This is a genomic window from Enterobacter sp. CFEC122, from assembly GCF_052983755.1.
This window is the reverse complement of record NZ_JBRIQR010000028.1, coordinates 43,727-67,661: the sequence shown is the minus strand read 5'-3', so window position 1 is coordinate 67,661 and position 23,935 is coordinate 43,727. Positions and strand designations below refer to the sequence as shown.

Here is a 23,935-nt window from a genome sequence, read left to right as displayed (position 1 = left end):
CTACGCTTACCGGGCCTACAGTCCGTAGTAGGCCCGGTAAGGCGCAGCCGCCACCGGGCTAAACCATCACGCACGGAGTCGCTTCGCCAGATGTACCGCCACGTCCACCCCGCTGCGCTCCAGTGAAATCGTCTCTCCTTCCCACGGCGCCTGACGCGTCAGGCAGGTCAGTACGCCGCCGGGGGGCATCTCGATCGCCAGCCGGGCTTCGCGTTCATTCGCTGAAATCATCGCCTCCTGCCAGCGCACCGTACGCGCCATGTTCATCGCCAGATCGTCGGCGATCTTTTCCGGCTGCCACAACACGCGCCCGGTGCTGCCGCTCAGGTAGGCGCAGCGTGGGCGTGAAAGCGTGACCGATTCAAACGCCGTTGCCAGCTTTTGCGCGGGTGCTGTCAGCAGTTCGCAGTGCGACGGCACGCTGACCGCCAGCCGTTTGGCCTTGCTCGCCCCTTTCGCCAGCGCGCGCGACGCCGCCTCCGCCATCCCTTCATCGGTTCCGGCAATCACGATCTGCGTTTCGGCATTCAGGTTGGCAATGTAGGTCCCGGTGCCCTGGATAAGGTCTTCCACCTGCGGCAGAGTGAGCCCCATAATTGCCGTCAGGCCGTAGCCGTGCGGATACGCCTGCTCCATCAGATCGCCACGCAGCGCCACCAGCTTCAGCGCATCCGTGAAGTCCAGCGCGCCTGCAATGACCGCCGCCGGATAAGCGCCGATGGACAGCCCGCTGACGATATCCGGCGCCACGCCGCGCCGTTCCAGCTCGCGCGCCCAGGCCACGCCTGCAATTAGCAGGCAAAGCTGAACCGCGCGGGTATGGCTTAACGCGTCTGCGCTATCCAGCGTATCCACTTCGGTGCCAAGCACCTCACGCGCCTGAGCCAGTTCCGTTCCCGGCAGGTTTTGCAGCATGCCTTCGTGCTGCGTGCCCTGCCCCGGAAAGGTAAACACTATTTTCATCACTCCTCCCTGCGCCACGGATCCGCCACCAGGCGCGGTCCACGGCGGGTTTTCAGCAGCGTTTTGCCGTCGCGCAGCCACTCCGCCAGCGCGAAACCGCCCTCGGGCGTATCCACCTGCGTATCGGCACGACACAGCGCACGGCTTAGCCGGGACTGCCACGTCGTCAGGGCGTCCGGTGAGATCGGCAGCGGAGCGCGGATAAGCAGATCGAGATCGCTGTCGGCATGGATCACCGGGATACCGGTCGCCAGCGCGTAGCCGGTACTGCCGGTAATGCCCCACGTCCACGGCCACGCCTGCTGAGAAAGCTGAAGCGCCACCTGAACGGGTGGCTGAGTCACAAAGGGCGAGCGCAGCAGTTCGGCCGCAACGCTCAGATCTTCTGGTGAAACCACGCGTAACACGTTTTCGGGCTTCCCCCATCCGGCCGCCCGCTGGTCGCGACGTAAACCGCGCACGCCAACGGGGATCCGGCCTTCGCTATCCACATCACGCCGCACCACCACCGGCAGGCCGGTATGCCAGGCGGCCTCCACCCAGGATTCAGTGATGCCTTCCAGCGCATCGCGGGAAGTAAGCCAGATAAGGTCGTGCGGGCGTAATGGGGTGGTCATGGTTACATTCCTGAAGTTAGCGGGATAAACAGCGGCAGCGACAGGATACACAGGACGGAGCTTAACAGCAGCACGGCTTCTGCATCCGGCGACTGCACGCCAAAGCGGTTACCGAACACGACGCCGAAGAAGCCCGCAGACAGCGCAATCATCAGGATAGCGGTGATCGCCACGGAGCCGTGCAGACCAAAGATCAAGACGATACCCCAGGCAATGGCTGGCTGAATCAGCAGCTTGGCGATCGTGGAGGTGATGACCATGGTATTAATCTGCAGCTTACGGGCAGAGAGGATCACCCCGGTCAGGAACAGCGCTGCAGCGGTCGCGGACAGCCCCAGCGGTTTGATCGCCGCCAGCACCAGCTCCGGCATTTTGATGCCGATGGCGGACAAAATCACGCCCAGCAGCGGGCCCATCACGATCGGTTTTTTAATGGAACGCCACATCAGCACCGGCAGCATCGAGAGCGTTGAGCCGGAGCTATTGCCTTCAGCGCGCGCTTTTTCACGCTCCAGAATGAGCAGGCAGAACGGGGTCATCAGCACCGAACCGCAGGCGATGGAGACCGCGACGGAGAGCGACGTAGAGGAACCTTCGCCCAGCACGCTGCCCAGAATCGGCAGACCCAGCGCTGCATAGTTGGGCAGCGCGACGGTGAGCGTCAGCACGGCCGCATCCTGTGGCGATTTCTTAAAGACGCCGGTGGCGAGGAAATAGATGACCGCATAGGTGATCCACATCGCCAGCGTCAGCACCAGGATCAGCGGCGACTGGGCAACGATGCCGGTCCACGGGGTTTGCACGGTGGCACTGAACAGCGCGGCAGGGAGTGCAAAATCCATTACGAAGATATTAAGCAGGGAAACATTTTTGTTATCGACCATCTTTGCCTTGCCGGCCCAGAATCCCAGCAGCATGATGACGAAAATCGGTGCAAGAGCATGAACAATTACGTAAGTCATAAATCACCTGTAGTAAAAAAGTTTTAGCACTGGCGCGATGATTATTATTTTCAGGATGCAGGTTCCCGCGTGGGCGCTGTCACGCGCCCACGGGCTGATGCATCTGGCAGGTCTCTTTTTACTTACCAGCTGGCTCGCATACGTTCGCGTACGAGCGCCGAGCTGCGGCGATTGTCAGCACCCAGACGGTTTTTCAACGTGGTGTCCTGACGAGCGTCACTGATGGCCTGTTGCAGGGTGGATTTCACCAGCGTCAGATCGTTATCGGAGGGGGCATCCGGGTTGCTGATATCCAGCAGGTTAGAGAGCAGCCCCAGCGTGGCGTAGTTGCTGATGTCGTAGGCCATTGGCGGAATGGTCGCCGCCAGTTTTTCCAGCGCCTCGACGGTACGCAGCGTGATGCGCGCCGCAGACTCTTTGCCCATCGCGTGGATCAGCACGCCTTTGTCGTTAAAGGCGATCAGACGGTTAGCCTGGTAGCCGTGCGCCAGGAACGCGCCGGACATCGCCTTGCCGACGATAAGCCCAATCACCGGGTGACCGGCCAGGCGGGCATTCGCATAGGCTGCTGCCGCACCGGCCAGCGCCTGATGAATCCCAAACGCCTCTTCGCGTCGGCCATAGGCCTGGCTTGGGACGTCGATCACCGCCACAATCGGGCGCTTCACGGGTTTGTCAGCATCCGCCGCGACGGTTTCACTGACCACTTTCGCCAGGGTCCAGCCTTCCAGCAGCCCCACTTCCCCTTTCGCCGCACGCGGGAAGTGGTTGTTGGCATCCGGCACCACGGCAACAAAGCGCACCGCCTCGCCGTTCAGCTCGCCGTCTGCCGCCTGGACGGACGGGCATAGCCCCTCGATACGTTTGGCGTTCGGGGCGAGGATGTCCAGCCAGCGTTCGCCACGGCTTATTGCGTTACTCATCATTTCACCTCCCGGGCAAAAAGCGCGTTAATCTGTTCGGCATCAGCCTGTTTGCGGGTGTCGAAATTCGTCAGACGGTTCAGGTAATCGTCGTAGTTATCGGTGCGATGTTTCGCGGGAACGCCTTTAGCAATCGCGTCGTTCATCGCCTGTTTCACCGCGTTGATACCGTCGCCGACGAGCGCATCCACCAGCCCGCTTTGATAGCGCACTTCACCGCCGGTCATGCTCCAGATAAACGGACGATCGCGGGAGTCGTACTCCTCAATGCCCGCCTCCTGTTCGATAACCTGCGGGCCGTTGAGGCCAAGACGCGCTTCGCGGGTCACGATCAGGTAGCTGCAGAGCGCCGCCGCGATGGACATCCCACCGAAGCAGCCCACGGTTCCGGCCACAATGCCAATAACCGGCGTGTAGCGACGCAGGTCCACAATCGCCGCGTGAATATCGGCAATCGCCGCCAGGCCGAGGTTCGCCTCCTGCAGACGCACGCCGCCGGTTTCGAGGCACAGTACCGCCTGAGTCGGAATGCCGTTGCGGTTATCCTCCGCCGCCAGCTCCAGCGCCGCCGCCATTTTGGCGCCGGACACTTCGCCCATGCTGCCGCCCTGGAACGCGCCTTCAATCGCCACGACGACGGCAGGCTTGCCGTTGATGGTGCCCTTCGCCACCACCATGCCGTCGTCCGCCTGCGGCACAATGCCCTGTGGCCCAAGCCACGGAGAAATAATACCTTCAAACGGATCCAGCAGTTCGCGGTAGCTGCCCTCGTCGAGCAGGGCCTGCGCGCGCTGGCGCGCTTTCAGTTCGATAAAGCTGCTGTCATCACGCATGGCTCACCCCCTCAAAAACCTGTTCGATGCGAATGCGCGCCACGCCCGGCGTCGCGCCGAAGTCGTGGATGGTCAGCTTCCCTGCGGGCAGGCTGCTGACGGTTTGCAGACGGTTGAACAGCGCCTCCCAGCGCCCCCGGCTGTTGTCCACGGAGGTGGTGATATCAATGGTTAACGTCTGGCCCGGTTCGGCGGTGAAGAGCACCTCCATATCCCCGGAACCGACTACCCCTGCCAGCGCCCTGCCGCTTAACGTGCGGCTGGCTGGCACGGTCAATGTGATTTTTTCCATAACATCCTCTTAATGCTTTGAATTTGGCGTTTCGATGCGGTCGAGAAACAGCGTGGCGGCAAGCAGGTCGGCAGCGCCGCCCGGTGAGGCGTTGAGCGCCAGCATCTGACGGTCTAACCTCGCCAGCGCCTGCTGGCCCGCAGGCGTTGCGCTGCCGCCGGCATTCAGCACCGCACGGGCGCCGTCCTGCATAGCATCAAGCCCTTCCATTCCGGCACGTGACAGCACGCAGGTGTCGGTGAGTGAGGTCATGATGGCCATCAGCGCGTCGAGCCTGGCGTGCGTTTCGCTGCTGCCGTTGAGGCGGCTCAGACGAAGCTGCGGCAGCGCGCGCTGCATAACGTGCGGGAACGCCTGCTGCGCCTCTTCACGCGCGCCCGGCACGCGGTAACGGTGCGTGGCGCGCAGGCCTTTACTGAACACCTTCGGCGCCGCGTCGTCCGGCAGTCTCGCCAGCTGTGCGGCGGTGCGGGCGACGTCTTGCGCCCTGGCATCACCGCCGAGCATCGCCACCGCGCTGACCAGCAGCCCCAGCGCCCAAATCGCGCCGCGATGGGTGTTTACGCCACCGGTTGCGGCCATCATCTGCTGCTCGCCTTCGCGACCGAGTCGCCCGACGGTTTGCCGAAGTGCGATATCTGCCGGGCGCTGCCAGCTTTGCAGCGCCAGCGCCTGAAACGTGGAGGTCAGGCTGTGCGCGGAGCGCTCCATCAGCGCAAGGGATAAATCGTGGTGCGCGCCGTTCCCCCGACTGTCCACCAGACCGGGTTTCGGGCTTAAACGTGCTTCGTCAATCAGACACTGCGTGGCGGTTCGCGCCAGCCATTCGGCACCGCCTTCAACCTCAATCTGGGGCAGAAGTTTCATTACCAGCTCCGGAATTTCGCAGGTGGGTTATAGAGACCGCCGGACCATTCCACCAGGTCCGACACGCTGCCTGCGGCCAGCAGAGATCGGGTGGCATCAGTGCGGCGGATCCCCATATCTTCCGGATAGAGCACCTTGCCGCTCTGACGCAGTTCCGCCACGCGTTTGGCATCCACGCCCAGACCGATGTCGGTGATCCCCGCGACGGCGGCGACCATGGCGCGACGCTCTTCCAGATCTTTCGCCCGATAGAGGTAGGCAATCCCCTCTTCCGTCAGCACGTGGGTGACGTCATCGCCGTAGATCATCACCGGCGCCAGCGGCATACCGGAGGCTTTCGCCACGTCAACGGCATCGAGTTTTTCCACGAAGGTCGGCTTCACACCCGCCTGGAAGGTTTCCACCATCTGCACGACCAGTTTTTTGCCGCGCTGCATTGGGTCAGGTTCGGTGATCATGTTCAGCCAGGCGGGCGTGGCGTGGCGACGACCGTGCGGGTCGTGACCCATGTTTGGCGCACCGCCGAAGCCGGACAGACGACCGCGGGTCACGGTTGAGGAGTTGGCGTAGCCGTCCACCTGCAGCGTAGAACCGATGAACATATCCACCGCGTACTGACCCGCCAGCTGGCAGAACGCGCGGTTGGAGCGCATGGAGCCGTCGGCACCGGTAAAGAAGACGTCCGGACGCGCGCGGATGTACTCTTCCATCCCCAGCTCGCCGCCGAAGCAGTGCACGCTCTCGACCCAGCCGCTTTCAATAGCCGGGATCAGCGTCGGATGCGGGTTCAGCGTCCAGTGTTTACAGATTTTGCCTTTAAGGCCGAGCTGTTCACCGTAGGTAGGCAGCAGCAGCTCAATCGCCGCAGTGTTAAAGCCGATCCCGTGGTTCAGGGACTGCACCTGGTGTTCCGCATAAATACCCTTGATGGCCATCATCGCCATCAGGATGTGTTCCTGTTTAATCAGGCGCGGGTCGCGGGTAAACAGCGGTTCGATAAAGAACGGCTTATCGGCCACCACCACAAAGTCAATCCACGAACCCGGAATGTCCACGCGCGGCAGGTCACACTCGTCATCCACCAGCTCGTTCACCTGCGCGATGACGATGCCGTCATGGAACGCGGCGGCTTCCACCAGCGCCGGGGTATCTTCGGTGCTCGCCCCGGTATAGAGGTTGCCTTTGCGGTCAGCTTTAAAGCCAGCAATCAGCGCCACGTTGGGCGACAGGTCGACGTAGAGACGGGAGTAGAGTTCGATGTAGGTGTGAATCGCGCCGATTTCGAGCTGACCATCCTCCAGCAGTTGGGAGATGCGCAGGCTCTGCGTCCCGGAGAAGGAGAAATCCAGCTTGCGGGCGATGCCTTTCTCAAAGATATCCAAATGTTCGCTACGGCCAACGCTCGGCATGATCATATGCAGGTCGTGGACGATCTGCGGGTTCACTTCGGCCAGCGAGCGGGAAAGGAAATCGGCCTGCTTCTGGTTGTTACCTTCCAGCACGACCTTGTCGCCTGGCGCGATCAGTTTTTCCAGCATGGCGACGAGATCGCCGGTTGGCAGTACCTTGCCCTGCACCGGTACGGAGGCCAGACGACGCGCTTTTTCGCTGCGTCGCGTGTTCCATTGCCGGGTGGGTGTTTGCCCAGATAACATTATTAACCTCCTGATTCAGCTAATCATTTTGATTTGCTTAACGTTGAGTAGAGTGTGCGCTCTGGTGAGAAAGGCATCAAATAAGCGTAGAGCTGAATCATTAGCCTGAGAGTAATAATCAAGGTAAATATTTGTGATCGGGATCAGTTCATGTTTCGGAAAACCAGGCTAAACGGGGTACAATTCGGAAAGTATCGTTAATTTCCGACAAGAATCAGCATCGCGCCTATGACCCAAATCATTCCATCAGGCTTCGACATTGCCGCCGAAGACAGCACTGAGTTCGTGCCTATGCGCGGCGTCGCCAATCGCCATTTGCAGACCATGCTGCCGCGACTGATCCGCTGCAAGGTTCAGTTCACCCCACACTGGCAGCGGCTAGACCTGCCAGACGGTGACTTTCTGGATCTCGCCTGGAGCGAAGCGCCGGATCAGGCTCGCCATAAGCCGCGGCTGGTGGTTTTTCACGGTCTGGAAGGCAGCCTGCACAGCCCGTATGCGCACGGGCTCATTGAGGCGGCCAAAGCGCGCGGCTGGCTCGGCGTGGTGATGCATTTTCGCGGCTGCAGCGGCGAGCCGAACCGGCAGAAGCGTATCTATCACTCGGGTGAAACCGAAGACGGCACGTGGTTTTTACACTGGCTGCGGGACAACTTTGGCACCGTGCCCACCGCGGCCGTAGGCTACTCGTTAGGCGGAAATATGCTGGCCTGCCTGTTAGCTAAAGAAGGGGAAAGCGTCCCGCTGGATGCCGCCGTCATCGTCTCCGCCCCGTTCATGCTGGAGCAGTGCAGCTACCACATGGATAAAGGCTTTTCCCGCGTCTATCAGCGCTACCTGCTCAACCTGCTGAAAGCCAACGCGGCGCGTAAGCTGAAGGCCTACCCGGACACCCTCCCGGTCAGCCTGCGCCAGCTGAAAAAAGTGCGCCGCATACGCGAATTCGACGATCTGATCACCGCGAAAATTCACGGTTTCGCCGATGCGATTGACTATTATCGTCAATGCAGCGCCATGCCGCTGCTCAGCAAGATCACGCAGCCGACGCTGATCATTCATGCCAAAGATGACCCTTTTATGGATCATCACTCGATTCCCGCTCAGGAATTCCTGCCCGACAACGTTCACTATCAGTTGACCGAGCACGGCGGCCACGTCGGGTTTATCGGCGGCACGCTGCGTCGCCCGAAAATGTGGCTTGAGGCGCGTATTCCTGACTGGCTAACCCCTTATCTGGACGGTGCAACATGATTATTCCCTGGCAGGATCTGGCTCCCGAAACGCTCGATAATCTGATTGAAAGCTTTGTATTACGCGAAGGCACCGATTATGGTGAACAGGAACGCTCGCTTGAGCAAAAGGTCAACGATGTAAAGCGCCAGCTGAAAAGCGGCGACGTGGTGCTGGTGTGGTCAGAACTGCATGAGACGGTCAATATCATGCCCCGCAACGCGTTTCACGGCTGATCTTCCACCCTTTTCAGTCAGGGAGTTGCTATGTCTGCCAGACATCCGGTTATTGCCGTTACGGGGTCGAGTGGTGCGGGAACCACCACCACCAGCCTCGCATTTCGCAAGATTTTCGCCCAGCTGAATCTCCGTGCGGCGGAGGTCGAAGGCGACAGCTTTCACCGCTACACGCGCCCGGAGATGGACATGGCCATCCGTAAGGCGCGCGATCTGGGTAAACACATCAGCTACTTCGGTCCGGAAGCCAATGACTTCGGCCTGCTGGAACAAACCTTTGTTGAGTACGGCCAGAGCGGTAAAGGGCAGTCCCGCAAGTATCTGCATACCTATGATGAAGCCGTTCCCTGGAATCAGGTGCCTGGCACCTTTACCCCCTGGCAGCCCCTGCCGGAACCTACCGACGTGCTGTTCTACGAAGGATTACACGGCGGCGTGGTCACGCCGCAGCACGACGTGGCGCGCCACGTGGATCTGCTGGTTGGCGTGGTGCCTATCGTTAACCTGGAGTGGATCCAGAAGCTGACGCGTGACATGAGCGAGCGCGGCCACTCGCGCGAAGCAGTGATGGATTCGGTGGTGCGCTCCATGGAAGACTACATCAACTTCCTGACGCCGCAGTTTTCCCGCACCCATATCAACTTCCAGCGCGTGCCGACGGTGGACACCTCCAACCCGTTCGCGGCCAAAAGTATCCCATCCCTGGATGAGAGCTTTGTGGTGATCCATTTCCGCAATCTCGAAGGCATTGACTACCCCTGGCTGCTGGCGATGCTGCAGGGCTCGTTTATTTCTCACATGAATACATTAGTCGTACCGGGCGGAAAAATGGGGCTGGCGATGGAGCTCATCATGACGCCGCTGGTGGAGCGATTGATGGAAGGGAAACAGATCGCGTGAGTTTTTTGCCCGGTGGCGCTGCGCTTACCGGGCCTACGGTCGTGCTTTTGTAGGGCGGGTCAGCGAAGCGCCACCCGCCAAAACATTAAGCCTCGATCACTTCATACGAATGGGTGATTTTTACCGCTTTCTCCAGCATTAACGCGACAGAGCAGTACTTCTCCGCAGACAGGTCCACCGCACGTGAAACCGCCGCGTCTTTCAGTTCTTTACCGGTGACCACAAAGTGCAGATTGATGTGGGTGAACAGGCGTGGCGCCTCTTCGCGGCGTTCTGACGTGAGTTTGACCTCACAATCCGTCACGTCATGACGGCCTTTTTGCAGAATCGACACCACGTCAATGGCGCTGCATCCCCCTGCCGCCATCAGCACCATTTCCATTGGGCTGGGCGCTTTATCGCCGGAGTTACCATCCATCAAAATCTGATGCCCTGACGCGGACTCGCCCAGGAACGTTAAACCTTCAACCCACTTCACGCGCGCTTGCATATTCTTAAACTCCAACGTTGCATTTTTGGTGACAGATTACGCGTGCGTTACATTTCTCGCAATGGAAGGCGACCTGCATCATGCTGAAGCGAGACACCAGGAGACACGCGGCGAAAGCTATGCTAAAACACTCAGGATGCTACAGTAATACATTGACGTTACACATGTATGCAGAGGACATCAAACTTTACTGGCTGCGAAACGTTACGGTAGCCGACTTCCCAGGGTATGGGTAAGAATTCGATTGCAACCCCAGAGTCCGGATGCATCTGATGACTCTGGTGACAGCTTATAACAGAGGATAACAGCGCATGGTGCTTGGCAAACCGCAAACAGACCCGACTCTCGAATGGTTCTTGTCTCATTGCCACATTCATAAGTACCCATCAAAGAGCACGCTGATTCACCAGGGTGAAAAAGCGGAAACGTTGTATTACATCGTTAAAGGCTCGGTGGCAGTGCTGATCAAAGATGAAGAAGGGAAAGAGATGATCCTTTCTTATCTGAACCAGGGCGATTTCATCGGTGAACTGGGCCTGTTTGAAGAGGGCCAGGAACGTAGCGCCTGGGTTCGTGCAAAGACAGCATGTGAAGTGGCTGAAATTTCTTACAAGAAGTTCCGTCAGCTGATTCAGGTTAACCCTGACATTCTGATGCGTCTCTCTTCCCAGATGGCGCGCCGTCTGCAGGTCACCTCAGAGAAAGTGGGCAACCTCGCCTTCCTGGACGTGACGGGCCGCATCGCACAAACTCTGCTGAACCTGGCGAAACAGCCGGACGCCATGACCCATCCGGACGGCATGCAAATTAAAATTACCCGTCAGGAAATTGGTCAGATCGTCGGTTGCTCCCGTGAAACAGTGGGCCGTATCCTGAAAATGCTGGAAGATCAAAACCTGATCTCCGCCCACGGTAAAACCATCGTGGTCTACGGAACGCGTTAATTCCGCTTAAACGGCGTGCCATCGCAAGGTGTCACGCCGTTTTTGTCTCTACTCCTCATGTGGCGCAGGCTGATCTATCACCCGGAAGTCAACTACGCACTGCGACAAACGCTGGTGTTGTGTCTACCCGTGGCCATCGGCCTGATCCTCGGACACCTTCAGCAAGGCCTGCTCTTTTCCCTCGTGCCCGCCTGCTGCAACATTGCCGGCCTGGACACACCGCATAAGCGCTTTTTCAAACGACTGATCGTGGGCGGCTGCCTGTTTGCTGGCTGTAGCCTTGCCGTACAGCTTTTACTGGCCCGGGACATCCCGCTGCCGCTGATCCTGACGGTGCTGGCGATGACGCTCGGCGTCACGGCGGAAATCAGCTCGCTGCACGCCCGCCTGCTACCCGCCTCGCTGATTGCGGCCATCTTCACGCTGAGCCTCGCCGGGAATATGCCGGTGTGGGAGCCGCTGCTGATCTACGCTCTGGGGACACTGTGGTACGGGCTGTTTAACTGGTTCTGGTTCTGGCTGTGGCGGGAACAGCCGCTGCGCGAATCCCTGAGCCTGCTCTATGTGCAGTTGGCGGAATACTGCGAAGCCAAATACACCCTGCTCACCCAGCATACCGATCCGGAAAAAGCCTTACCGCCGCTGCTGACGCGCCAGCAGAAGGTGGTGGATCTGATAAGCCAGTGCTATCAGCAGCTGCATATGCTCGCCGCCAACAAGAACCACGAGTACAAACGGCTGCTGCGCACCTTCCAGGTAGGCCTGGATCTGCAGGAGCATATCTCCGTTAGCCTGCACCACCCGCAGGAGGTGCAAAAGCTGGTTGAGCGCAGCCACGCCGAAGCGGTGATCCGCTGGAACGCGCAGACCGTCTCGGCACGCCTGCGCGTGCTGGCTGACGATATTCTCTACCACCGCTATCCCACGCGCTTTAACATGGAAAAACAGCTCGGCGCGCTGGAGAAAATCGCCCGTCAGCATCCGGATAACCCGGTCGGCCAGTTTGCCGCCTGGCACTTTAGCCGCATCGCCCGCGTGCTGCGCACCCAGCGCCCGCTTTATTCCCGCGACCTGATGGCAGATAAACAAAAACGGCTTCCCCTGTTGCCCGCGCTCAAAAGCTATCTGTCTCTCAAATCGTCCGCCCTGCGCAATGCCGCACGAATTAGCGTGATGCTCAGTATCGCCAGCCTGATGGGCATGGCGCTGCATCTGCCGAAGCCCTACTGGATCTTAATGACCGTGCTGTTCGTCACCCAGAACGGCTACGGCGCCACGCGGGTGCGTATTCTGCACCGGGCGGGCGGCACCATGGCCGGGCTGATCATTGCAGGCGTAACGCTGCACTTCCACGTGCCGGAAGGCTATACCCTGGCAGGCATGCTGGCGATCACGCTGGTGAGCTACCTGATTATCCGCAAAAATTACGGCTGGGCGATGGTGGGCTTTACGGTGACGGCGGTATACACCCTGCAGCTGCTTACGCTGAACGGCGAACAGTTTATTGTCGCCAGGCTGATTGATACCCTGATCGGCTGCCTGATTGCCTTCGGCGGCATGGTCTGGCTGTGGCCGCAGTGGCAGAGCGGGCTGCTCAGGCAGAACGCCCACGACGCGCTGGAGGCCGACCAGCAGGCCATTCGCCTCATCCTGAGCGACGACCCGCAGCCCTCCCCGCTGGCGTATCAACGCATGAAGGTCAACCAGGCGCACAACGCCCTGTTCAACTCGCTCAACCAGGCGATGCAGGAGCCGGGCTTTAACTCACATTATCTGGCCGATATGAAGCTGTGGGTAACGCACAGTCAGTTTATCGTTGAGCACATTAACGCCATGACGACGCTGGCGCGCGAGCACACGATGCTGACGCCGGATCTGGCGCAGCGCTACCTGCAGTCGTGTGAAATTGCGTTGCAGCGCTGCCAGCAGCGTCTGGAGTATGACTCACCGGGCGAGTCGGGGGATTTAAATATTCTGGAAGCGCCGGAGACGTTAACCCACGGGCCAATGAGCACCCTTGAGCAACACTTGCAGCGCGTGCTGGGGCATCTGAACACCATGCACACCATTTCGTCGGTGGCATGGCGTCAGCGTCCGCATCATGGGGTTTGGTTAACGCGCCGGTTGAAACGAACCGAATATTAGCCTTTAACGATCTTTGCAACCGCCGCGGCAAAGCGGGTTAAGCCGTCTTCGATGTCTTTGTCTTCCACCACCAGCGACGGCGCAAAGCGCATCACGTCCGGCCCGGCATTGAGCACCATCACCCCTTCGCGAGCGGCGGCGTGCAGGAAGTCGCGCGCGCGGCCCTTGTACTGCGGCTTCAGCTCGGCGCCAATCAGCAGCCCCATCCCGCGGATCTCGCTGAACACGTCGTACTGCTCGTCAATCTGCTTCAGGTGCTTCACAAACAGCTCGCGCTTCGCGCTAACGCCGTTTAGCACCTCTGGCGTGTTGATGATGTCGAACGCGGCACCCGCCACGGCGCTCGCCAGCGGGTTACCGCCGTAGGTAGAGCCGTGAGAACCGACGTGAAACGCGGAGGCGATCTCCTGCGTCGTCAGGACCGCACTCACCGGGAAACCGCCGCCGAGCGCTTTCGCGCTGGTCAAAATATCCGGCGTCACGCCGTAGTGCATATAGGCAAACAGGTCCCCGGTACGCCCCATCCCGCACTGCACTTCATCAAACACCAGCAGCGCCTGATGCTCGTCGCACAGCGCGCGCAGCCCTTTCAGGAATTCCGGGGTTGCCGCGGTCACGCCGCCTTCCCCCTGAATAGGCTCGACCACCACCGCGCAGGTGTGGTCGTCCATCACCGCTTTCACCGCGTGCAGATCGTTAAACGGCACGTGGATGATGTCGGCTGGTTTCGGACCAAACCCGTCGGAATACTTCGGCTGACCGCCAACGGAGACGGTAAAGAAGGAGCGTCCGTGGAAGGCATTGCGGAAGGCGATGATTTTGGTTTTGTACGGGCTGTGGCGCGTGGTCGCGTAGTAGCGCGCCAGCTTAAAGGCGGTTTCGTTGGCTTCGGTGCCGGAGTTCATAAACAGCACGCGCTCGGCAAACGTGGCATCAATGATCTTACGGCCCAGGCGCAGCGCCGGTTCGTTGGTGAACACGTTGCTGGTGTGCCACAGGGTTTCACCCTGGGTTTTCAGCGCCTCCACCAGCGCGGGATGGCAATGACCCAGCGCCGTGACCGCAATACCGCCCGCGAAATCCACATACTCCTTGCCCTGCTGATCCCAGACGCGGCTGCCTTTCCCCTTCACCGGGATAAATTCAGCCGGTGCATAAATCGGCAGAATCACTTCATCGAATGTCGCGCGGGTAATTGCTGGTTGTTCAGTTGCCATGTCATGCCCATCCATTTTATGTCACATTGATTGTGAAAATATAATCACAAAATATGCATAAAAAATCACAGCAAGGCAACAGATATTCAGCGATGGAGGAAATTTGCCAGCAGCGCGTGCCCCTGCTCGCTGAGGATGCTTTCCGGATGGAACTGCACGCCTTCGAGATCCCATTCGCGATGTCGAATCCCCATGATCTCCTGCGTATCGCTCCAGGCGGTCACCTCAAAGCCGTCGGGCAGCGTCGACGGGTCAATCACCAGCGAATGGTAGCGCGTCACGGTTAACGGATTATTGAGCCCCGTGAACACTCCGGTGCCCGTGTGGGTGACCGGCGAGGTTTTACCGTGCATGACTTTGGCGGCGCGCACGATGGTGGCACCAAAGGCCTGGGCAATCGCCTGATGGCCCAGACAAACGCCGAGGATCGGCAGCTTGCCGGCATAGTGCTGGATAACCTCCAGCGAAATACCTGATTCCGACGGCGTGCAGGGGCCGGGTGAAATCACGATTTTCTGCGGAGCCAGCGTCTCGATATCGGCCAGGCCAATCTCGTCGTTACGTCGGACAACCACCTCTGCACCCAGTTCGCAAAAATACTGGTAAAGGTTCCAGGTGAAGGAATCGTAGTTGTCAATCAGCAGAATCATGGCGGCTCCCGAAAAAAATGCCGCCCTATTCTACTCAGATTCCCGCGCTTCGCTCACTACTTTGGCAAAGATCGCGTTTAGCGCGGTTAAATCCCCCGTTGCGCCGCTGCGGTTAGCGGACACCCACTCCTCGGGATCGATATCGCGCCAGTCCAGTGAATAGCCCGCATGGAGCGCCAGCTGCTCAAAGAAAACGCGCTGAGCAATACCGTTACCACTCGCAAAAGGATGCAGCATGTTGATTTCACAATAATAATGGCTAATTTTTTCAATGAACGCCGCTTTCTCAAGGCCAGCCAGATACTTTTCGCTTTCCAGCGCCGCCATCAGTTCATTACCCATCTTCTCGATGTATTCGAAATGGCAGAAGGGAATATCACCTTTGAAAATATCGTCGGTACGGAACTCACCTGCCCGCTTCATCTCTCTGCGGTAGAGATGGCGGTGAATAAGGCACAGATGGGGTAACCCGGGCGCGGAAGGCCCAAGCGCCAGGCTCTCAATGTCGGGATCCGATGGACCATTACCTTTCTCAAGGAGACAACTGGCCTGAAAGTTGACGCTACGCTGCTGCTCCCAGAGACGGGATTTTTGCTTGTCGGTGAGTTTTTTCACTTAACGCCTCCCTGAATAGTCCGTTTGCCACAAGTATAAGCAGCAAAACGCGCTTTCGCAGGGAGGGGTCACAACACGGGCTAACATCGCCCGCGTCGAAGAACGTTACGGCAGAACTTTTGCGGAGAGGATCACGACAGGTTTAGACGGCACATTCTGATACGGACCGACGTCATGGGTAGGCACCTGAGAAATCTTATCGGCCACGTCCATCCCTTTCACGATTTTACCGAACACCGCATAGCCGAAGTCGCGCTGGCCGTGGTCGAGGAAGGCGTTATCCGCCACGTTGAGGAAGAACTGGCTGGTCGCGCTATCTTTGTCTGCGGTACGCGCCATAGAGATCGTGCCGCGTTTGTTCAGCAGGCCGTTGTCCGCTTCGTTTTTGATTGGCGGGTTCGGCTGTTTCTGCTGCATCTGCTCGTTGAAGCCGCCGCCCTGAATCATAAAGCCCGGGATCACGCGGTGGAAGGTGGTGTTGTTATAGAAACCACTGTTCACATAGTCGAGGAAGTTTTTCACAGAAACCGGAGCTTTCTGGCTATTCAGTTCCAGCTCAATATTCCCGGCGGAGGTGGTCAGCAGAACGTGAGGGTCCCCTTTTGCTGCCAGCGCAGCAGGGGAAACGGCAGAAAGAGCAAACACAGCTGCGACAGCCGCCAGTGTTGATTTGAGCATGAGAATTCCTTAACAAAGCGCAGTATAAAAAGCGAATGGCTTGATTCTAAAGAGCAGTATGAACGTAGACCAGCCTTTTACCTAATTTTACGAAATTGAAACAATTATTACTGCGCAAACGATTGGTTAGACCGCCACTTAATGTGATTTAGATCACATTAAAACCTGCAATGACATAATCATTACCCTTAAAAGATAGGAATGGATCACTTTAGCGACTAAAATCTGCCCGCTCTCAGCGCCCCTTCGGCGCTTTTCTTTTTTTGAACAGGCCAGACATGACTAACAGCAATCGCATCAAGCTCACATGGATCAGCTTCTTCTCCTACGCCCTGACCGGCGCGTTGGTGATCGTCACCGGGATGGTGATGGGGAATATCGCAGACTACTTCCAGCTGCCCGTTTCCAGCATGAGCAACACCTTCACCTTCCTCAACGCAGGGATCCTGATCTCTATCTTCCTGAATGCCTGGCTGATGGAAATCGTGCCGCTGAAAACCCAGCTTCGCTTCGGCTTCGTGCTGATGGTCGCCGCCGTGGCGGGTCTGATGCTCAGCCACAGCATCGCCCTGTTCTCAGCCGCCATGTTCGTGCTCGGCCTGGTCAGCGGGATCACCATGTCGATCGGGACGTTCCTGATTACCCATATGTATGAAGGCCGCCAGCGCGGCGCGCGCCTGCTGTTTACCGACTCCTTCTTCAGCATGGCCGGAATGATCTTCCCGATGGTCGCTGCCGTTCTGCTGGCGCGCAGCATTGAGTGGTACTGGGTCTACGCCTGCATCGGTCTGGTCTACGTTGCAATTTTCATTCTGACCTTCGGCTGCGACTTCCCGGTGCTGGGTAAAAAAGCGCAAACCACCGCAGAGCCTGTGGCGAAAGAGAAATGGGGTATCGGCGTGCTGTTCCTCTCCATCGCCGCCCTGTGCTACATCCTGGGCCAGCTAGGCTTTATCTCCTGGGTACCGGAATATGCCAAAGGTCTGGGCATGAGCCTGAACGACGCGGGTAAACTGGTGAGCGATTTCTGGATGTCCTACATGTTCGGCATGTGGGCGTTTAGCTTCATCCTGCGCTTCTTCGACCTGCAGCGCATTCTGACCGTGCTGGCGGGCCTGGCGACCGTGCTGATGTATCTGTTCATCAACGGTTCGCCGGAGCATATGCCGTGGTTCATTCTGACCCTGGGCTTCTTCTCCAGCGCCATTTATACCTCGATCATCACCCTGGGCTCCCTGCAGACCAAAGTGGCCTCGCCGAAGCTGGTTAACTTCGTTCTGACCTGCGGCACCATCGGTACCATGCTGACCTTCGTGGTGACGGGCCCGATCGTTGCCCACAGCGGCCCGCTGGCCGCGCTGCACACCGCGAACGGTCTGTACGCCGTGGTGTTCATTATGTGCTTCATCCTGGGCTTTGTGACCCGCCACCGCCAGCACAACGCAGCAGCGGCATCGCACTAAACCCTGCGCCCCTTTGCATTACGCAGAGGGGCTGTTTCTGGCGAAACTGACCTCTTCTCCTCCGGTATCCATTTGGATCCAGGTCTGCGCCAGCTGCGTAGTGGCAATAATCCGCCCCTGACGAATCGACCAGCGCACCGGCACCTGACAGCGCACCGCTTCAAACCCGCTCTCCGCAGGCAGAATAATCAGGTTTGCCGGATTTCCCGTTTCAATACCGTAATCGCTCAGGCCAAAGGTGCGGGCGCTGTTATGGGTAATCAGGTTCAGGCCGCTGTCGATTTGCGGATAGCCCATCATCTGGCAGACGTGTAGCCCCATATGCAGCACCTGCAGCATGTTGCCGGTGCCGAGCGGGTACCACGGGTCGAAGACGTCGTCATGACCAAAGCAGACGTTAATACCTGCCTCCTGCAGCTCTTTCACCCGGGTGATACCGCGACGCTTCGGATAGTCATCAAAGCGCCCCTGCAGGTGGATGTTGACCAGCGGGTTCGCGACGAAGTTAATCCCCGACATCTTCAGCAGACGGAAAAGCCGCGAGGTGTAAGCGCCGTTGTAGGCGTGCATGGCGGTGGTGTGGCTGGCCGTCACGCGCGGGCCGATGCCGGCCTCATACGCCAGCGTGGCCACCGTCTCGACAAACCGCGACTGTTCGTCGTCAATTTCATCGCAGTGGATATCCAGCGGGCGGTCATACTTCTTCGCCAGCTCAAAAGCGATATGCAGCGACTGCACGCCATATTCCCGGGTAAATTCGAAGTGCGGGATCGCCCCCACCACGTCGGCTCCCAGTTTTAACGCCTCTTCAAGCAGCGCCGCGCCGTTCGGGTAAGAGAGAATACCTTCCTGCGGAAACGCGACGATTTGCAGCGTTACCCACGGCGCCACCTCCTGCTTCACCTCCAGCATCGCCTTCAGGGCGGTGAGCGTCGGGTCAGAGACATCCACATGGGTGCGGACAAACTGAATGCCGTTAGCGATTTGCCACTTCAGCGTTTTCCAGGCGCGTGCTTTCACATCCTCATGGCTGAGCAGCGCCTTGCGCTCCGCCCAGCGTTCAATGCCTTCGAACAGCGTGCCGGACTGGTTCCAGTTCGGCTCACCCGCCGTCTGGGTGGTATCAAGATGAATATGCGGCTCGATGAACGGGGGAATAGCCAGCCCACCGCGCGCGTTCAGTACCTCATAACTTTCGGCGTGGGTGTCGTCCATGGGGGTGATGTCACCAAATCGCCCGTTCTCGATGGCAAGTTGCCACAGCCCATCCCGACCCGGTAAACGCACATTCTGAACAAGCCATAACGGTGATGTAGACATAACTTTCCCCTCATAAACGCAGCTGATATTCAGGCGTATCGATTTTTGCAAAACCGCCCCTGATTTGTACACAAATTCAACGAACACGAAAAGCCTGCGATTTCCGCCACTTATAAAAATCCTGACAAATCAGTCATATACCACCTAAGGAGTAGGCGAAGGCGTATTTGATTTGCATCAATAAGCGCCCCTGCTGAATCGTTAAGGTAGGCAATAATAGAAAAGAAATCGAGGCAATAATGAGCAAAGTCAGACTCGCTATCATCGGTAACGGCATGGTCGGCCACCGCTTTATTGAGGATCTTCTCGATAAAGCCGATGCTGAGCAGTTCGATATTACCGTGTTCTGTGAAGAACCCCGCAAGGCATACGACCGTGTGCACCTGTCTTCCTACTTCTCCCATCATACCGCCGAAGAGCTCTCTCTGGTGCGTGAAGGTTTCTACGAGAAGCATGGCGTAAAAGTGCTGGTGGGCGAACGCGCTATCACCATCAACCGTCAGGAAAAAGTGATCCACTCCAGCGCCGGCCGTACGGTTTTTTACGATAAGCTGATCATGGCGACTGGCTCGTATCCGTGGATCCCGCCGATTAAAGGCTCGGAAACGCAGGATTGCTTCGTTTACCGTACCATTGAAGACCTCAACGCCATTGAATCCTGTGCGCGTCGAAGCAAACGCGGCGCGGTTGTTGGCGGTGGCCTGCTGGGCCTGGAAGCCGCGGGCGCGCTGAAAAACCTCGGCGTTGAAACCCATGTCATCGAATTTGCGCCGATGCTGATGGCCGAACAGCTCGACCACATGGGTGGCGATCAGCTGCGCCGTAAGATCGAAAGCATGGGCGTGAAGGTTCACACCAGCAAAAACACCAAAGAGATCGTTCAGGAAGGGACTGAAGCACGCAAAACCATGCGCTTTGCCGACGGCAGCGAGCTGGAAGTGGACTTCATCGTCTTCTCCACCGGCATCCGCCCGCGCGACAAGCTGGCAACGCAGTGCGGCCTGGCCGTCGCGCAGCGCGGCGGGATCATGATTAACGACACCTGCCAGACCTCCGATCCGGATATCTACGCCATCGGCGAATGCGCCAGCTGGAACAACCGCGTATACGGCCTGGTGGCGCCGGGCTACAAAATGGCGCAGGTCGCCGTGGATCATATCCTGGGCAGCGAAAACGCCTTCACCGGCGCAGACATGAGCGCCAAGCTGAAGCTGCTGGGCGTGGACGTAGGCGGTATTGGCGATGCGCATGGCCGCACGCCCGGCGCGCGCAGCTATGTCTACCTCGACGAAAGCAAAGAAGTCTACAAACGTCTCATCGTCAGCCAGGACAACAAAACCCTGCTCGGCGCGGTGCTGGTGGGCGACACCAGCGACTTCGGTAACCTGCTCCAGCTGGTGCTCAACGCCATCGAGCTGCCGGAAAACCCGGACGCGCTGATCCTCCCGGCGCACGCCTCCAGCGGCAAGCCGTCCATCGGCGTGGATAAACTGCCGGACAGCGCGCAGATTTGCTCCTGCTTCGACGTCACCAAAGGCATGCTGATCTCCGCGATCAACAAAGGGTGCCACACCGTTGCGGCGCTGAAAGCGGAAACCAAAGCCGGTACCGGCTGCGGCGGCTGTATTCCGCTGGTCACCCAGGTACTGAACGCCGAGCTGGCGAAACAGGGCATCGAAGTGAACAACAACCTGTGCGAGCACTTCGCTTACTCTCGCCAGGAGCTGTACCATCTGATCCGCGTGGAAGGCATCAAGTCCTTCGACGAACTGCTGGAGAAACACGGCCAGGGCTACGGCTGTGAAGTGTGTAAACCGACCGTCGGCTCCCTGCTGGCCTCCTGCTGGAACGAGTACGTGCTCAAGCCCGAGCATACGCCGCTGCAGGACACCAACGACAACTTCCTGGCCAACATCCAGAAAGACGGCACCTACTCCGTGATTCCACGCTCGGCCGGTGGTGAAATCACGCCGGAAGGGCTGGTCGCGGTGGGCCGTATCGCACGTGAATTTAATCTGTACACCAAAATCACCGGCTCCCAGCGTATCGGCCTGTTTGGCGCGCAGAAGGACGACCTGCCGGAAATCTGGCGTCAGCTGATTGAAGCGGGCTTCGAAACCGGCCACGCGTACGCCAAAGCGCTGCGCATGGCGAAAACCTGCGTGGGCAGCACCTGGTGTCGCTACGGCGTCGGCGATAGCGTGGGCTTCGGCGTTGAGCTGGAAAACCGCTACAAAGGCATCCGTACCCCGCACAAAATGAAGTTCGGCGTCTCCGGCTGTACCCGCGAATGTGCGGAAGCGCAGGGTAAAGACGTGGGTATTATTGCCACCGAGAAAGGCTGGAACCTGTATGTGTGCGGCAACGGCGGGATGAAACCGCGCCACGCGGACCTGCTGGCGGCGGATCTCGATCGCGACACGCTGATTCAGTATCTCGACCGCTTCATGATGTTCTACATCCGTACCGCCGATAAGCTGACCCGTACCGCCTCCTGGCTCGATAACCTCGAAGGTGGCATCGACTACCTGAAATCGGTCATTATCGACAACAAGCTGGGCCTGAACGAACATCTGGAAGCGGAGATGGCCCGCCTGCGCGAGGCGGTGATCTGCGAGTGGACGGAAACCGTCAACACCCCGGCGGCGCAGACGCGCTTCAAACACTTTATCAACAGCACCCAGCGCGACCCGAACGTACAGGTTGTGCCGGAGCGCGAACAGCATCGTCCGGCCACGCCGTATGAACGTATTCCGGTCACGCTGGTGGAGGAAAACGCATGAGCCAGTGGGTAAACATCTGCAATATTAACGACATTCTCCCCGCCACCGGCGTCTGTGCGCTGCTGGGCAACGAGCAGGTGGCGATTTTCCGCCCTCGCCACGATGAACAGGTCTTTGCTATCAGCAATATCGACCCGTTCTTCGAGGCCAGCGTGCTCTCCCGCGGCCTGATTGCCGAGCACCAGGGGGAACTGTGGGTCGCCAGCCCGTTGAAAAAGCAGCGTTTCCGCTTAACCGACGGACTCTGCATGGAAGATGAAAGCTTCTCGGTCAAACACTACGACGTCCGCGTGAAGGACGGCGAGGTGCAGCTGAAAGCGTAACCCCTCGCCTTTTCAATAGGAAAGGCTTATGACCCCTTATGGGTAACGGCAGGAAAAACCGTATGTTCTGTACGATTCCTGCTGTTATCCTGACGTCAATTCTTCCCCCGCCATGAATGCTGTGAGGTAACGTCGTGGATCACCTGCCGATTTTTTGTCAATTACGCAACCGCGACTGCCTGCTCGTGGGCGGCGGCGACGTGGCCGAGCGCAAAGCGCGCCTGCTGTTAGAGGCTGGCGCCCGCCTGACCGTGAATGCCCTGTCCTTCTCCCCCCAGTTTGACGTCTGGGCGCAGGAAGGGATGCTTACGCTGGAGCAGGGGGAGTTTAATGAATCCCTGCTGGATACCTGCTGGCTGACCATTGCCGCGACGGATGACGATGCAGTGAATCAGCGCGTCAGCGACGCCTGCGAAGCGCGCCGTATCTTCTGCAACGTGGTGGATGCGCCGAAAGAAGCCAGCTTTATCATGCCGTCGATTATCGACCGCTCGCCGCTGATGATTGCGGTATCGTCCGGGGGACGTTCGCCGGTTCTCGCGCGTCTGCTGCGGGAAAAACTGGAAGCCCTGTTGCCTCAACACCTTGGCCAGATTGCGCATTATGCCGGTCAGCTGCGTTCACGCGTGAAGCAAACCTTCGCGACCGTGGGCGAGCGCCGTCGCTTCTGGGAAAAATTCTTTGTGAACGACAGGCTGGCGCAGTCGCTGGCGAATCAGGACACCAAAGCCGTTGAAGAGACGACCGAGCAGTTGCTAAGCGAACCGCTGGACCATCGCGGCGAAGTGGTGCTGGTAGGCGCAGGCCCCGGTGATGCGGGCTTGCTGACGCTGAAAGGGCTACAGCAGATCCAGCAGGCGGATATCGTGGTGTACGACCGTCTGGTCTCCGATGACATCATGAACCTGGTGCGCCGCGACGCCGACCGCGTCTTCGTGGGCAAGCGCGCGGGCTACCACTGCGTGCCGCAGGAGGAGATTAACCAGATCCTGCTGCGCGAAGCGCAAAAGGGAAAACGCGTGGTCCGCCTGAAGGGGGGCGATCCTTTTATCTTTGGACGCGGCGGCGAGGAGCTGGAAACCCTGTGCGACGCGGGTATTCCGTTCTCCGTGGTGCCCGGCATTACGGCGGCGTCCGGCTGTTCAGCGTACTCTGGCATTCCGCTGACCCACCGCGACTACGCTCAGAGCGTGCGTCTGGTGACGGGCCACCTGAAGACCGGCAGCGAGCTGGACTGGCATAACCTGGCCGCCGAAAAGCAGACACTGGTGTTCTACATGGGGCTCAATCAGGCCGCCACGATTCAGGCGAAGCTGCTGGAGCACGGTATGAATGCGGATATGCCCGTCGCGCTGGTCGAAAACGGCACCGCCATTACGCAGCGCGTGGTGGATGGCGTGCTGACGCAGTTAGGCGAGCTGGCGCAGCAGGTCGAAAGCCCGGCGCTGATTGTGGTGGGCCGCGTGGTTGAACTGCGCGACAGGCTGAACTGGTTCTCGAATCACTAACGCATATTCTCCCTTCCTGGAGTAGTCCTTAAGCGGACTACTCCCCTCTTACGCCTACCGATAACATACCGCCCGCATAGTGGAACTTTTCCATTTATTCCCTCGTATTACATCCATTTTTTAGACAAGGAATGCATATGTTCAAACTGGCAAAAGCCGCCGTTCTGGTTGGCCTGTTATCGACTCTGACGGCCTGCACCGGTCACGTTCAAAACACCAAAAATAACTGCAGCTACGATTACCTGCTGCACCCGGCGATCTCCATTTCGAAGATCATCGGTGGTTGCGGCCCGGCGGCACAGCAGTAAGCGTTTTACAGGC

Annotated in this window: 24 protein-coding genes; 10 read left to right on the top strand and 14 right to left on the bottom strand. The window is 58.7% G+C overall.

What is annotated here, in order from left to right; genetic code table 11:
• Window positions 1-66 precede the first annotated feature (66 nt).
• From mdcH to mdcA, 8 genes are all read right to left on the bottom strand, one after another.
• Window positions 67-963: a malonate decarboxylase subunit epsilon gene (gene mdcH / locus ACVCAM_RS18405; RefSeq protein WP_023294708.1), complete on the bottom strand. Its 897-nt coding sequence runs from the start codon at window positions 961-963 to the stop codon at window positions 67-69.
• Complete coding sequence (locus ACVCAM_RS18400) at window positions 963-1,580, bottom strand: malonate decarboxylase holo-ACP synthase (protein ID WP_021242216.1); 618 nt, start codon at window positions 1,578-1,580, stop codon at window positions 963-965. The genes mdcH and ACVCAM_RS18400 overlap by 1 nt, the downstream gene beginning before the upstream one ends.
• Before the next feature lie 2 nt (window positions 1,581-1,582).
• Window positions 1,583-2,542: an AEC family transporter gene (locus tag ACVCAM_RS18395; RefSeq protein ID WP_407223721.1), complete on the bottom strand. Its 960-nt coding sequence runs from the start codon at window positions 2,540-2,542 to the stop codon at window positions 1,583-1,585.
• Window positions 2,543-2,664: 122 nt separating this feature from the next.
• A complete protein-coding gene (gene mdcE / locus ACVCAM_RS18390) occupies window positions 2,665-3,465 on the bottom strand; it encodes a biotin-independent malonate decarboxylase subunit gamma (protein WP_025910348.1) in 801 nt (266 codons plus the stop codon).
• Window positions 3,465-4,298 carry a biotin-independent malonate decarboxylase subunit beta gene (locus ACVCAM_RS18385; protein WP_021242213.1) on the bottom strand — a complete coding sequence of 278 codons (834 nt, stop codon included), beginning with the start codon at window positions 4,296-4,298 and terminating at the stop codon, window positions 3,465-3,467. The genes mdcE and ACVCAM_RS18385 overlap by 1 nt, the downstream gene beginning before the upstream one ends.
• Window positions 4,291-4,590: a malonate decarboxylase acyl carrier protein gene (gene mdcC / locus ACVCAM_RS18380; protein WP_023294711.1), complete on the bottom strand. Its 300-nt coding sequence runs from the start codon at window positions 4,588-4,590 to the stop codon at window positions 4,291-4,293. Before mdcC ends, ACVCAM_RS18385 begins: the two co-directional genes overlap by 8 nt.
• Window positions 4,591-4,599: 9 nt before the next feature.
• Window positions 4,600-5,457 carry a triphosphoribosyl-dephospho-CoA synthase gene (locus ACVCAM_RS18375; RefSeq protein ID WP_023326217.1) on the bottom strand — a complete coding sequence of 286 codons (858 nt, stop codon included), beginning with the start codon at window positions 5,455-5,457 and terminating at the stop codon, window positions 4,600-4,602.
• Window positions 5,457-7,112 carry a malonate decarboxylase subunit alpha gene (mdcA, locus tag ACVCAM_RS18370; protein ID WP_021242210.1) on the bottom strand — a complete coding sequence of 552 codons (1,656 nt, stop codon included), beginning with the start codon at window positions 7,110-7,112 and terminating at the stop codon, window positions 5,457-5,459. The genes ACVCAM_RS18375 and mdcA overlap by 1 nt, the downstream gene beginning before the upstream one ends.
• A 228-nt stretch (window positions 7,113-7,340) precedes the next feature.
• Here mdcA and ACVCAM_RS18365 point away from each other — a divergent pair, with 228 nt between their 5' ends.
• Genes ACVCAM_RS18365 through ACVCAM_RS18355 form a run of 3 tightly spaced genes read left to right on the top strand, consistent with a single transcriptional unit; the run spans window position 7,341 to window position 9,478 of the window.
• Window positions 7,341-8,363, top strand: a complete 1,023-nt coding sequence (locus ACVCAM_RS18365) for a hydrolase (RefSeq protein ID WP_407223722.1) — start codon at window positions 7,341-7,343, stop codon at window positions 8,361-8,363.
• Window positions 8,360-8,578 (top strand): YheU family protein, encoded by a 219-nt coding sequence (locus ACVCAM_RS18360; RefSeq protein WP_008503016.1) that lies wholly within the window; start codon window positions 8,360-8,362, stop codon window positions 8,576-8,578. Before ACVCAM_RS18365 ends, ACVCAM_RS18360 begins: the two co-directional genes overlap by 4 nt.
• 30 nt (window positions 8,579-8,608) lie before the next feature.
• On the top strand, window positions 8,609-9,478 hold the full coding sequence (locus tag ACVCAM_RS18355; RefSeq protein WP_025910341.1) for a phosphoribulokinase: 870 nt from the start codon (window positions 8,609-8,611) through the stop codon (window positions 9,476-9,478).
• An 85-nt stretch (window positions 9,479-9,563) separates the two neighbouring features.
• Here ACVCAM_RS18355 and ACVCAM_RS18350 read toward each other — a convergent pair whose 3' ends face one another.
• On the bottom strand, window positions 9,564-9,968 hold the full coding sequence (locus ACVCAM_RS18350) for an OsmC family protein (RefSeq protein WP_008503018.1): 405 nt from the start codon (window positions 9,966-9,968) through the stop codon (window positions 9,564-9,566).
• 311 nt (window positions 9,969-10,279) lie between these two features.
• Here ACVCAM_RS18350 and crp point away from each other — a divergent pair, with 311 nt between their 5' ends.
• The gene (crp, locus tag ACVCAM_RS18345) at window positions 10,280-10,912 is read left to right on the top strand and encodes a cAMP-activated global transcriptional regulator CRP (protein WP_000242758.1); all 633 of its coding nucleotides are present in this window, start codon (window positions 10,280-10,282) and stop codon (window positions 10,910-10,912) included.
• Window positions 10,913-10,969: 57 nt separating this feature from the next.
• A complete protein-coding gene (locus ACVCAM_RS18340; RefSeq protein ID WP_023345020.1) occupies window positions 10,970-13,057 on the top strand; it encodes a YccS/YhfK family putative transporter in 2,088 nt (695 codons plus the stop codon).
• Here ACVCAM_RS18340 and argD read toward each other — a convergent pair.
• From argD to ppiA, 4 genes are all read right to left on the bottom strand, one after another.
• Entirely contained in the window at window positions 13,054-14,274 is a 1,221-nt protein-coding gene (gene argD, locus ACVCAM_RS18335; protein ID WP_025910337.1) for a bifunctional acetylornithine/succinyldiaminopimelate transaminase, read from the bottom strand. The genes ACVCAM_RS18340 and argD overlap by 4 nt on opposite strands.
• Before the next feature lie 86 nt (window positions 14,275-14,360).
• Window positions 14,361-14,924: an aminodeoxychorismate synthase component 2 gene (gene pabA, locus ACVCAM_RS18330; RefSeq protein WP_008503021.1), complete on the bottom strand. Its 564-nt coding sequence runs from the start codon at window positions 14,922-14,924 to the stop codon at window positions 14,361-14,363.
• Between the two features lie 30 nt (window positions 14,925-14,954).
• Window positions 14,955-15,539 (bottom strand): putative adenosine monophosphate-protein transferase Fic, encoded by a 585-nt coding sequence (locus ACVCAM_RS18325; RefSeq protein WP_025910334.1) that lies wholly within the window; start codon window positions 15,537-15,539, stop codon window positions 14,955-14,957.
• Between the two features lie 105 nt (window positions 15,540-15,644).
• Window positions 15,645-16,217, bottom strand: a complete 573-nt coding sequence (gene ppiA, locus ACVCAM_RS18320) for a peptidylprolyl isomerase A (RefSeq protein ID WP_014885514.1) — start codon at window positions 16,215-16,217, stop codon at window positions 15,645-15,647.
• 278 nt (window positions 16,218-16,495) lie between these two features.
• Here ppiA and tsgA point away from each other — a divergent pair, with 278 nt between their 5' ends.
• Window positions 16,496-17,680, top strand: coding sequence for an MFS transporter TsgA (gene tsgA / locus ACVCAM_RS18315; RefSeq protein ID WP_023326220.1), 1,185 nt, complete (start codon window positions 16,496-16,498; stop codon window positions 17,678-17,680).
• 18 nt (window positions 17,681-17,698) lie between these two features.
• Here tsgA and ACVCAM_RS18310 read toward each other — a convergent pair whose 3' ends face one another.
• The gene (locus tag ACVCAM_RS18310; protein WP_023345024.1) at window positions 17,699-19,000 is read right to left on the bottom strand and encodes a cytosine deaminase; all 1,302 of its coding nucleotides are present in this window, start codon (window positions 18,998-19,000) and stop codon (window positions 17,699-17,701) included.
• A gap of 239 nt (window positions 19,001-19,239) precedes the next feature.
• Here ACVCAM_RS18310 and nirB point away from each other — a divergent pair, with 239 nt between their 5' ends.
• From nirB to ACVCAM_RS18290, 4 genes are all read left to right on the top strand, one after another.
• Window positions 19,240-21,783, top strand: coding sequence for a nitrite reductase large subunit NirB (gene nirB / locus ACVCAM_RS18305; RefSeq protein WP_025910327.1), 2,544 nt, complete (start codon window positions 19,240-19,242; stop codon window positions 21,781-21,783).
• Window positions 21,780-22,106: a nitrite reductase small subunit NirD gene (gene nirD / locus ACVCAM_RS18300; protein WP_008503027.1), complete on the top strand. Its 327-nt coding sequence runs from the start codon at window positions 21,780-21,782 to the stop codon at window positions 22,104-22,106. The genes nirB and nirD overlap by 4 nt, the downstream gene beginning before the upstream one ends.
• 134 nt (window positions 22,107-22,240) lie before the next feature.
• Entirely contained in the window at window positions 22,241-23,614 is a 1,374-nt protein-coding gene (gene cysG, locus ACVCAM_RS18295) for a siroheme synthase CysG (protein WP_025910325.1), read from the top strand.
• A gap of 137 nt (window positions 23,615-23,751) precedes the next feature.
• Window positions 23,752-23,922, top strand: coding sequence for a YhfL family protein (locus ACVCAM_RS18290; RefSeq protein ID WP_008503029.1), 171 nt, complete (start codon window positions 23,752-23,754; stop codon window positions 23,920-23,922).
• Window positions 23,923-23,935 lie beyond the last annotated feature (13 nt).

Coding starts and splice junctions, on each gene's coding strand:
- ACVCAM_RS18310 (WP_023345024.1), bottom strand. CDS start 19,000: ATGTCTACATCACCGTTATGGCTTGTTCAGAATGTGCGTTTACCGGGT.
- ACVCAM_RS18400 (WP_021242216.1), bottom strand. CDS start 1,580: ATGACCACCCCATTACGCCCGCACGACCTTATCTGGCTTACTTCCCGC.
- nirD (WP_008503027.1), top strand. CDS start 21,780: ATGAGCCAGTGGGTAAACATCTGCAATATTAACGACATTCTCCCCGCC.
- argD (WP_025910337.1), bottom strand. CDS start 14,274: ATGGCAACTGAACAACCAGCAATTACCCGCGCGACATTCGATGAAGTG.
- ACVCAM_RS18355 (WP_025910341.1), top strand. CDS start 8,609: ATGTCTGCCAGACATCCGGTTATTGCCGTTACGGGGTCGAGTGGTGCG.
- ACVCAM_RS18290 (WP_008503029.1), top strand. CDS start 23,752: ATGTTCAAACTGGCAAAAGCCGCCGTTCTGGTTGGCCTGTTATCGACT.
- mdcC (WP_023294711.1), bottom strand. CDS start 4,590: ATGGAAAAAATCACATTGACCGTGCCAGCCAGCCGCACGTTAAGCGGC.
- mdcH (WP_023294708.1), bottom strand. CDS start 963: ATGAAAATAGTGTTTACCTTTCCGGGGCAGGGCACGCAGCACGAAGGC.
- ACVCAM_RS18340 (WP_023345020.1), top strand. CDS start 10,970: ATGTGGCGCAGGCTGATCTATCACCCGGAAGTCAACTACGCACTGCGA.
- crp (WP_000242758.1), top strand. CDS start 10,280: ATGGTGCTTGGCAAACCGCAAACAGACCCGACTCTCGAATGGTTCTTG.
- mdcE (WP_025910348.1), bottom strand. CDS start 3,465: ATGAGTAACGCAATAAGCCGTGGCGAACGCTGGCTGGACATCCTCGCC.
- ppiA (WP_014885514.1), bottom strand. CDS start 16,217: ATGCTCAAATCAACACTGGCGGCTGTCGCAGCTGTGTTTGCTCTTTCT.
- ACVCAM_RS18385 (WP_021242213.1), bottom strand. CDS start 4,298: ATGCGTGATGACAGCAGCTTTATCGAACTGAAAGCGCGCCAGCGCGCG.
- pabA (WP_008503021.1), bottom strand. CDS start 14,924: ATGATTCTGCTGATTGACAACTACGATTCCTTCACCTGGAACCTTTAC.
- mdcA (WP_021242210.1), bottom strand. CDS start 7,112: ATGTTATCTGGGCAAACACCCACCCGGCAATGGAACACGCGACGCAGC.
- ACVCAM_RS18350 (WP_008503018.1), bottom strand. CDS start 9,968: ATGCAAGCGCGCGTGAAGTGGGTTGAAGGTTTAACGTTCCTGGGCGAG.
- ACVCAM_RS18365 (WP_407223722.1), top strand. CDS start 7,341: ATGACCCAAATCATTCCATCAGGCTTCGACATTGCCGCCGAAGACAGC.
- ACVCAM_RS18395 (WP_407223721.1), bottom strand. CDS start 2,542: ATGACTTACGTAATTGTTCATGCTCTTGCACCGATTTTCGTCATCATG.
- nirB (WP_025910327.1), top strand. CDS start 19,240: ATGAGCAAAGTCAGACTCGCTATCATCGGTAACGGCATGGTCGGCCAC.
- ACVCAM_RS18360 (WP_008503016.1), top strand. CDS start 8,360: ATGATTATTCCCTGGCAGGATCTGGCTCCCGAAACGCTCGATAATCTG.
- tsgA (WP_023326220.1), top strand. CDS start 16,496: ATGACTAACAGCAATCGCATCAAGCTCACATGGATCAGCTTCTTCTCC.
- ACVCAM_RS18375 (WP_023326217.1), bottom strand. CDS start 5,457: ATGAAACTTCTGCCCCAGATTGAGGTTGAAGGCGGTGCCGAATGGCTG.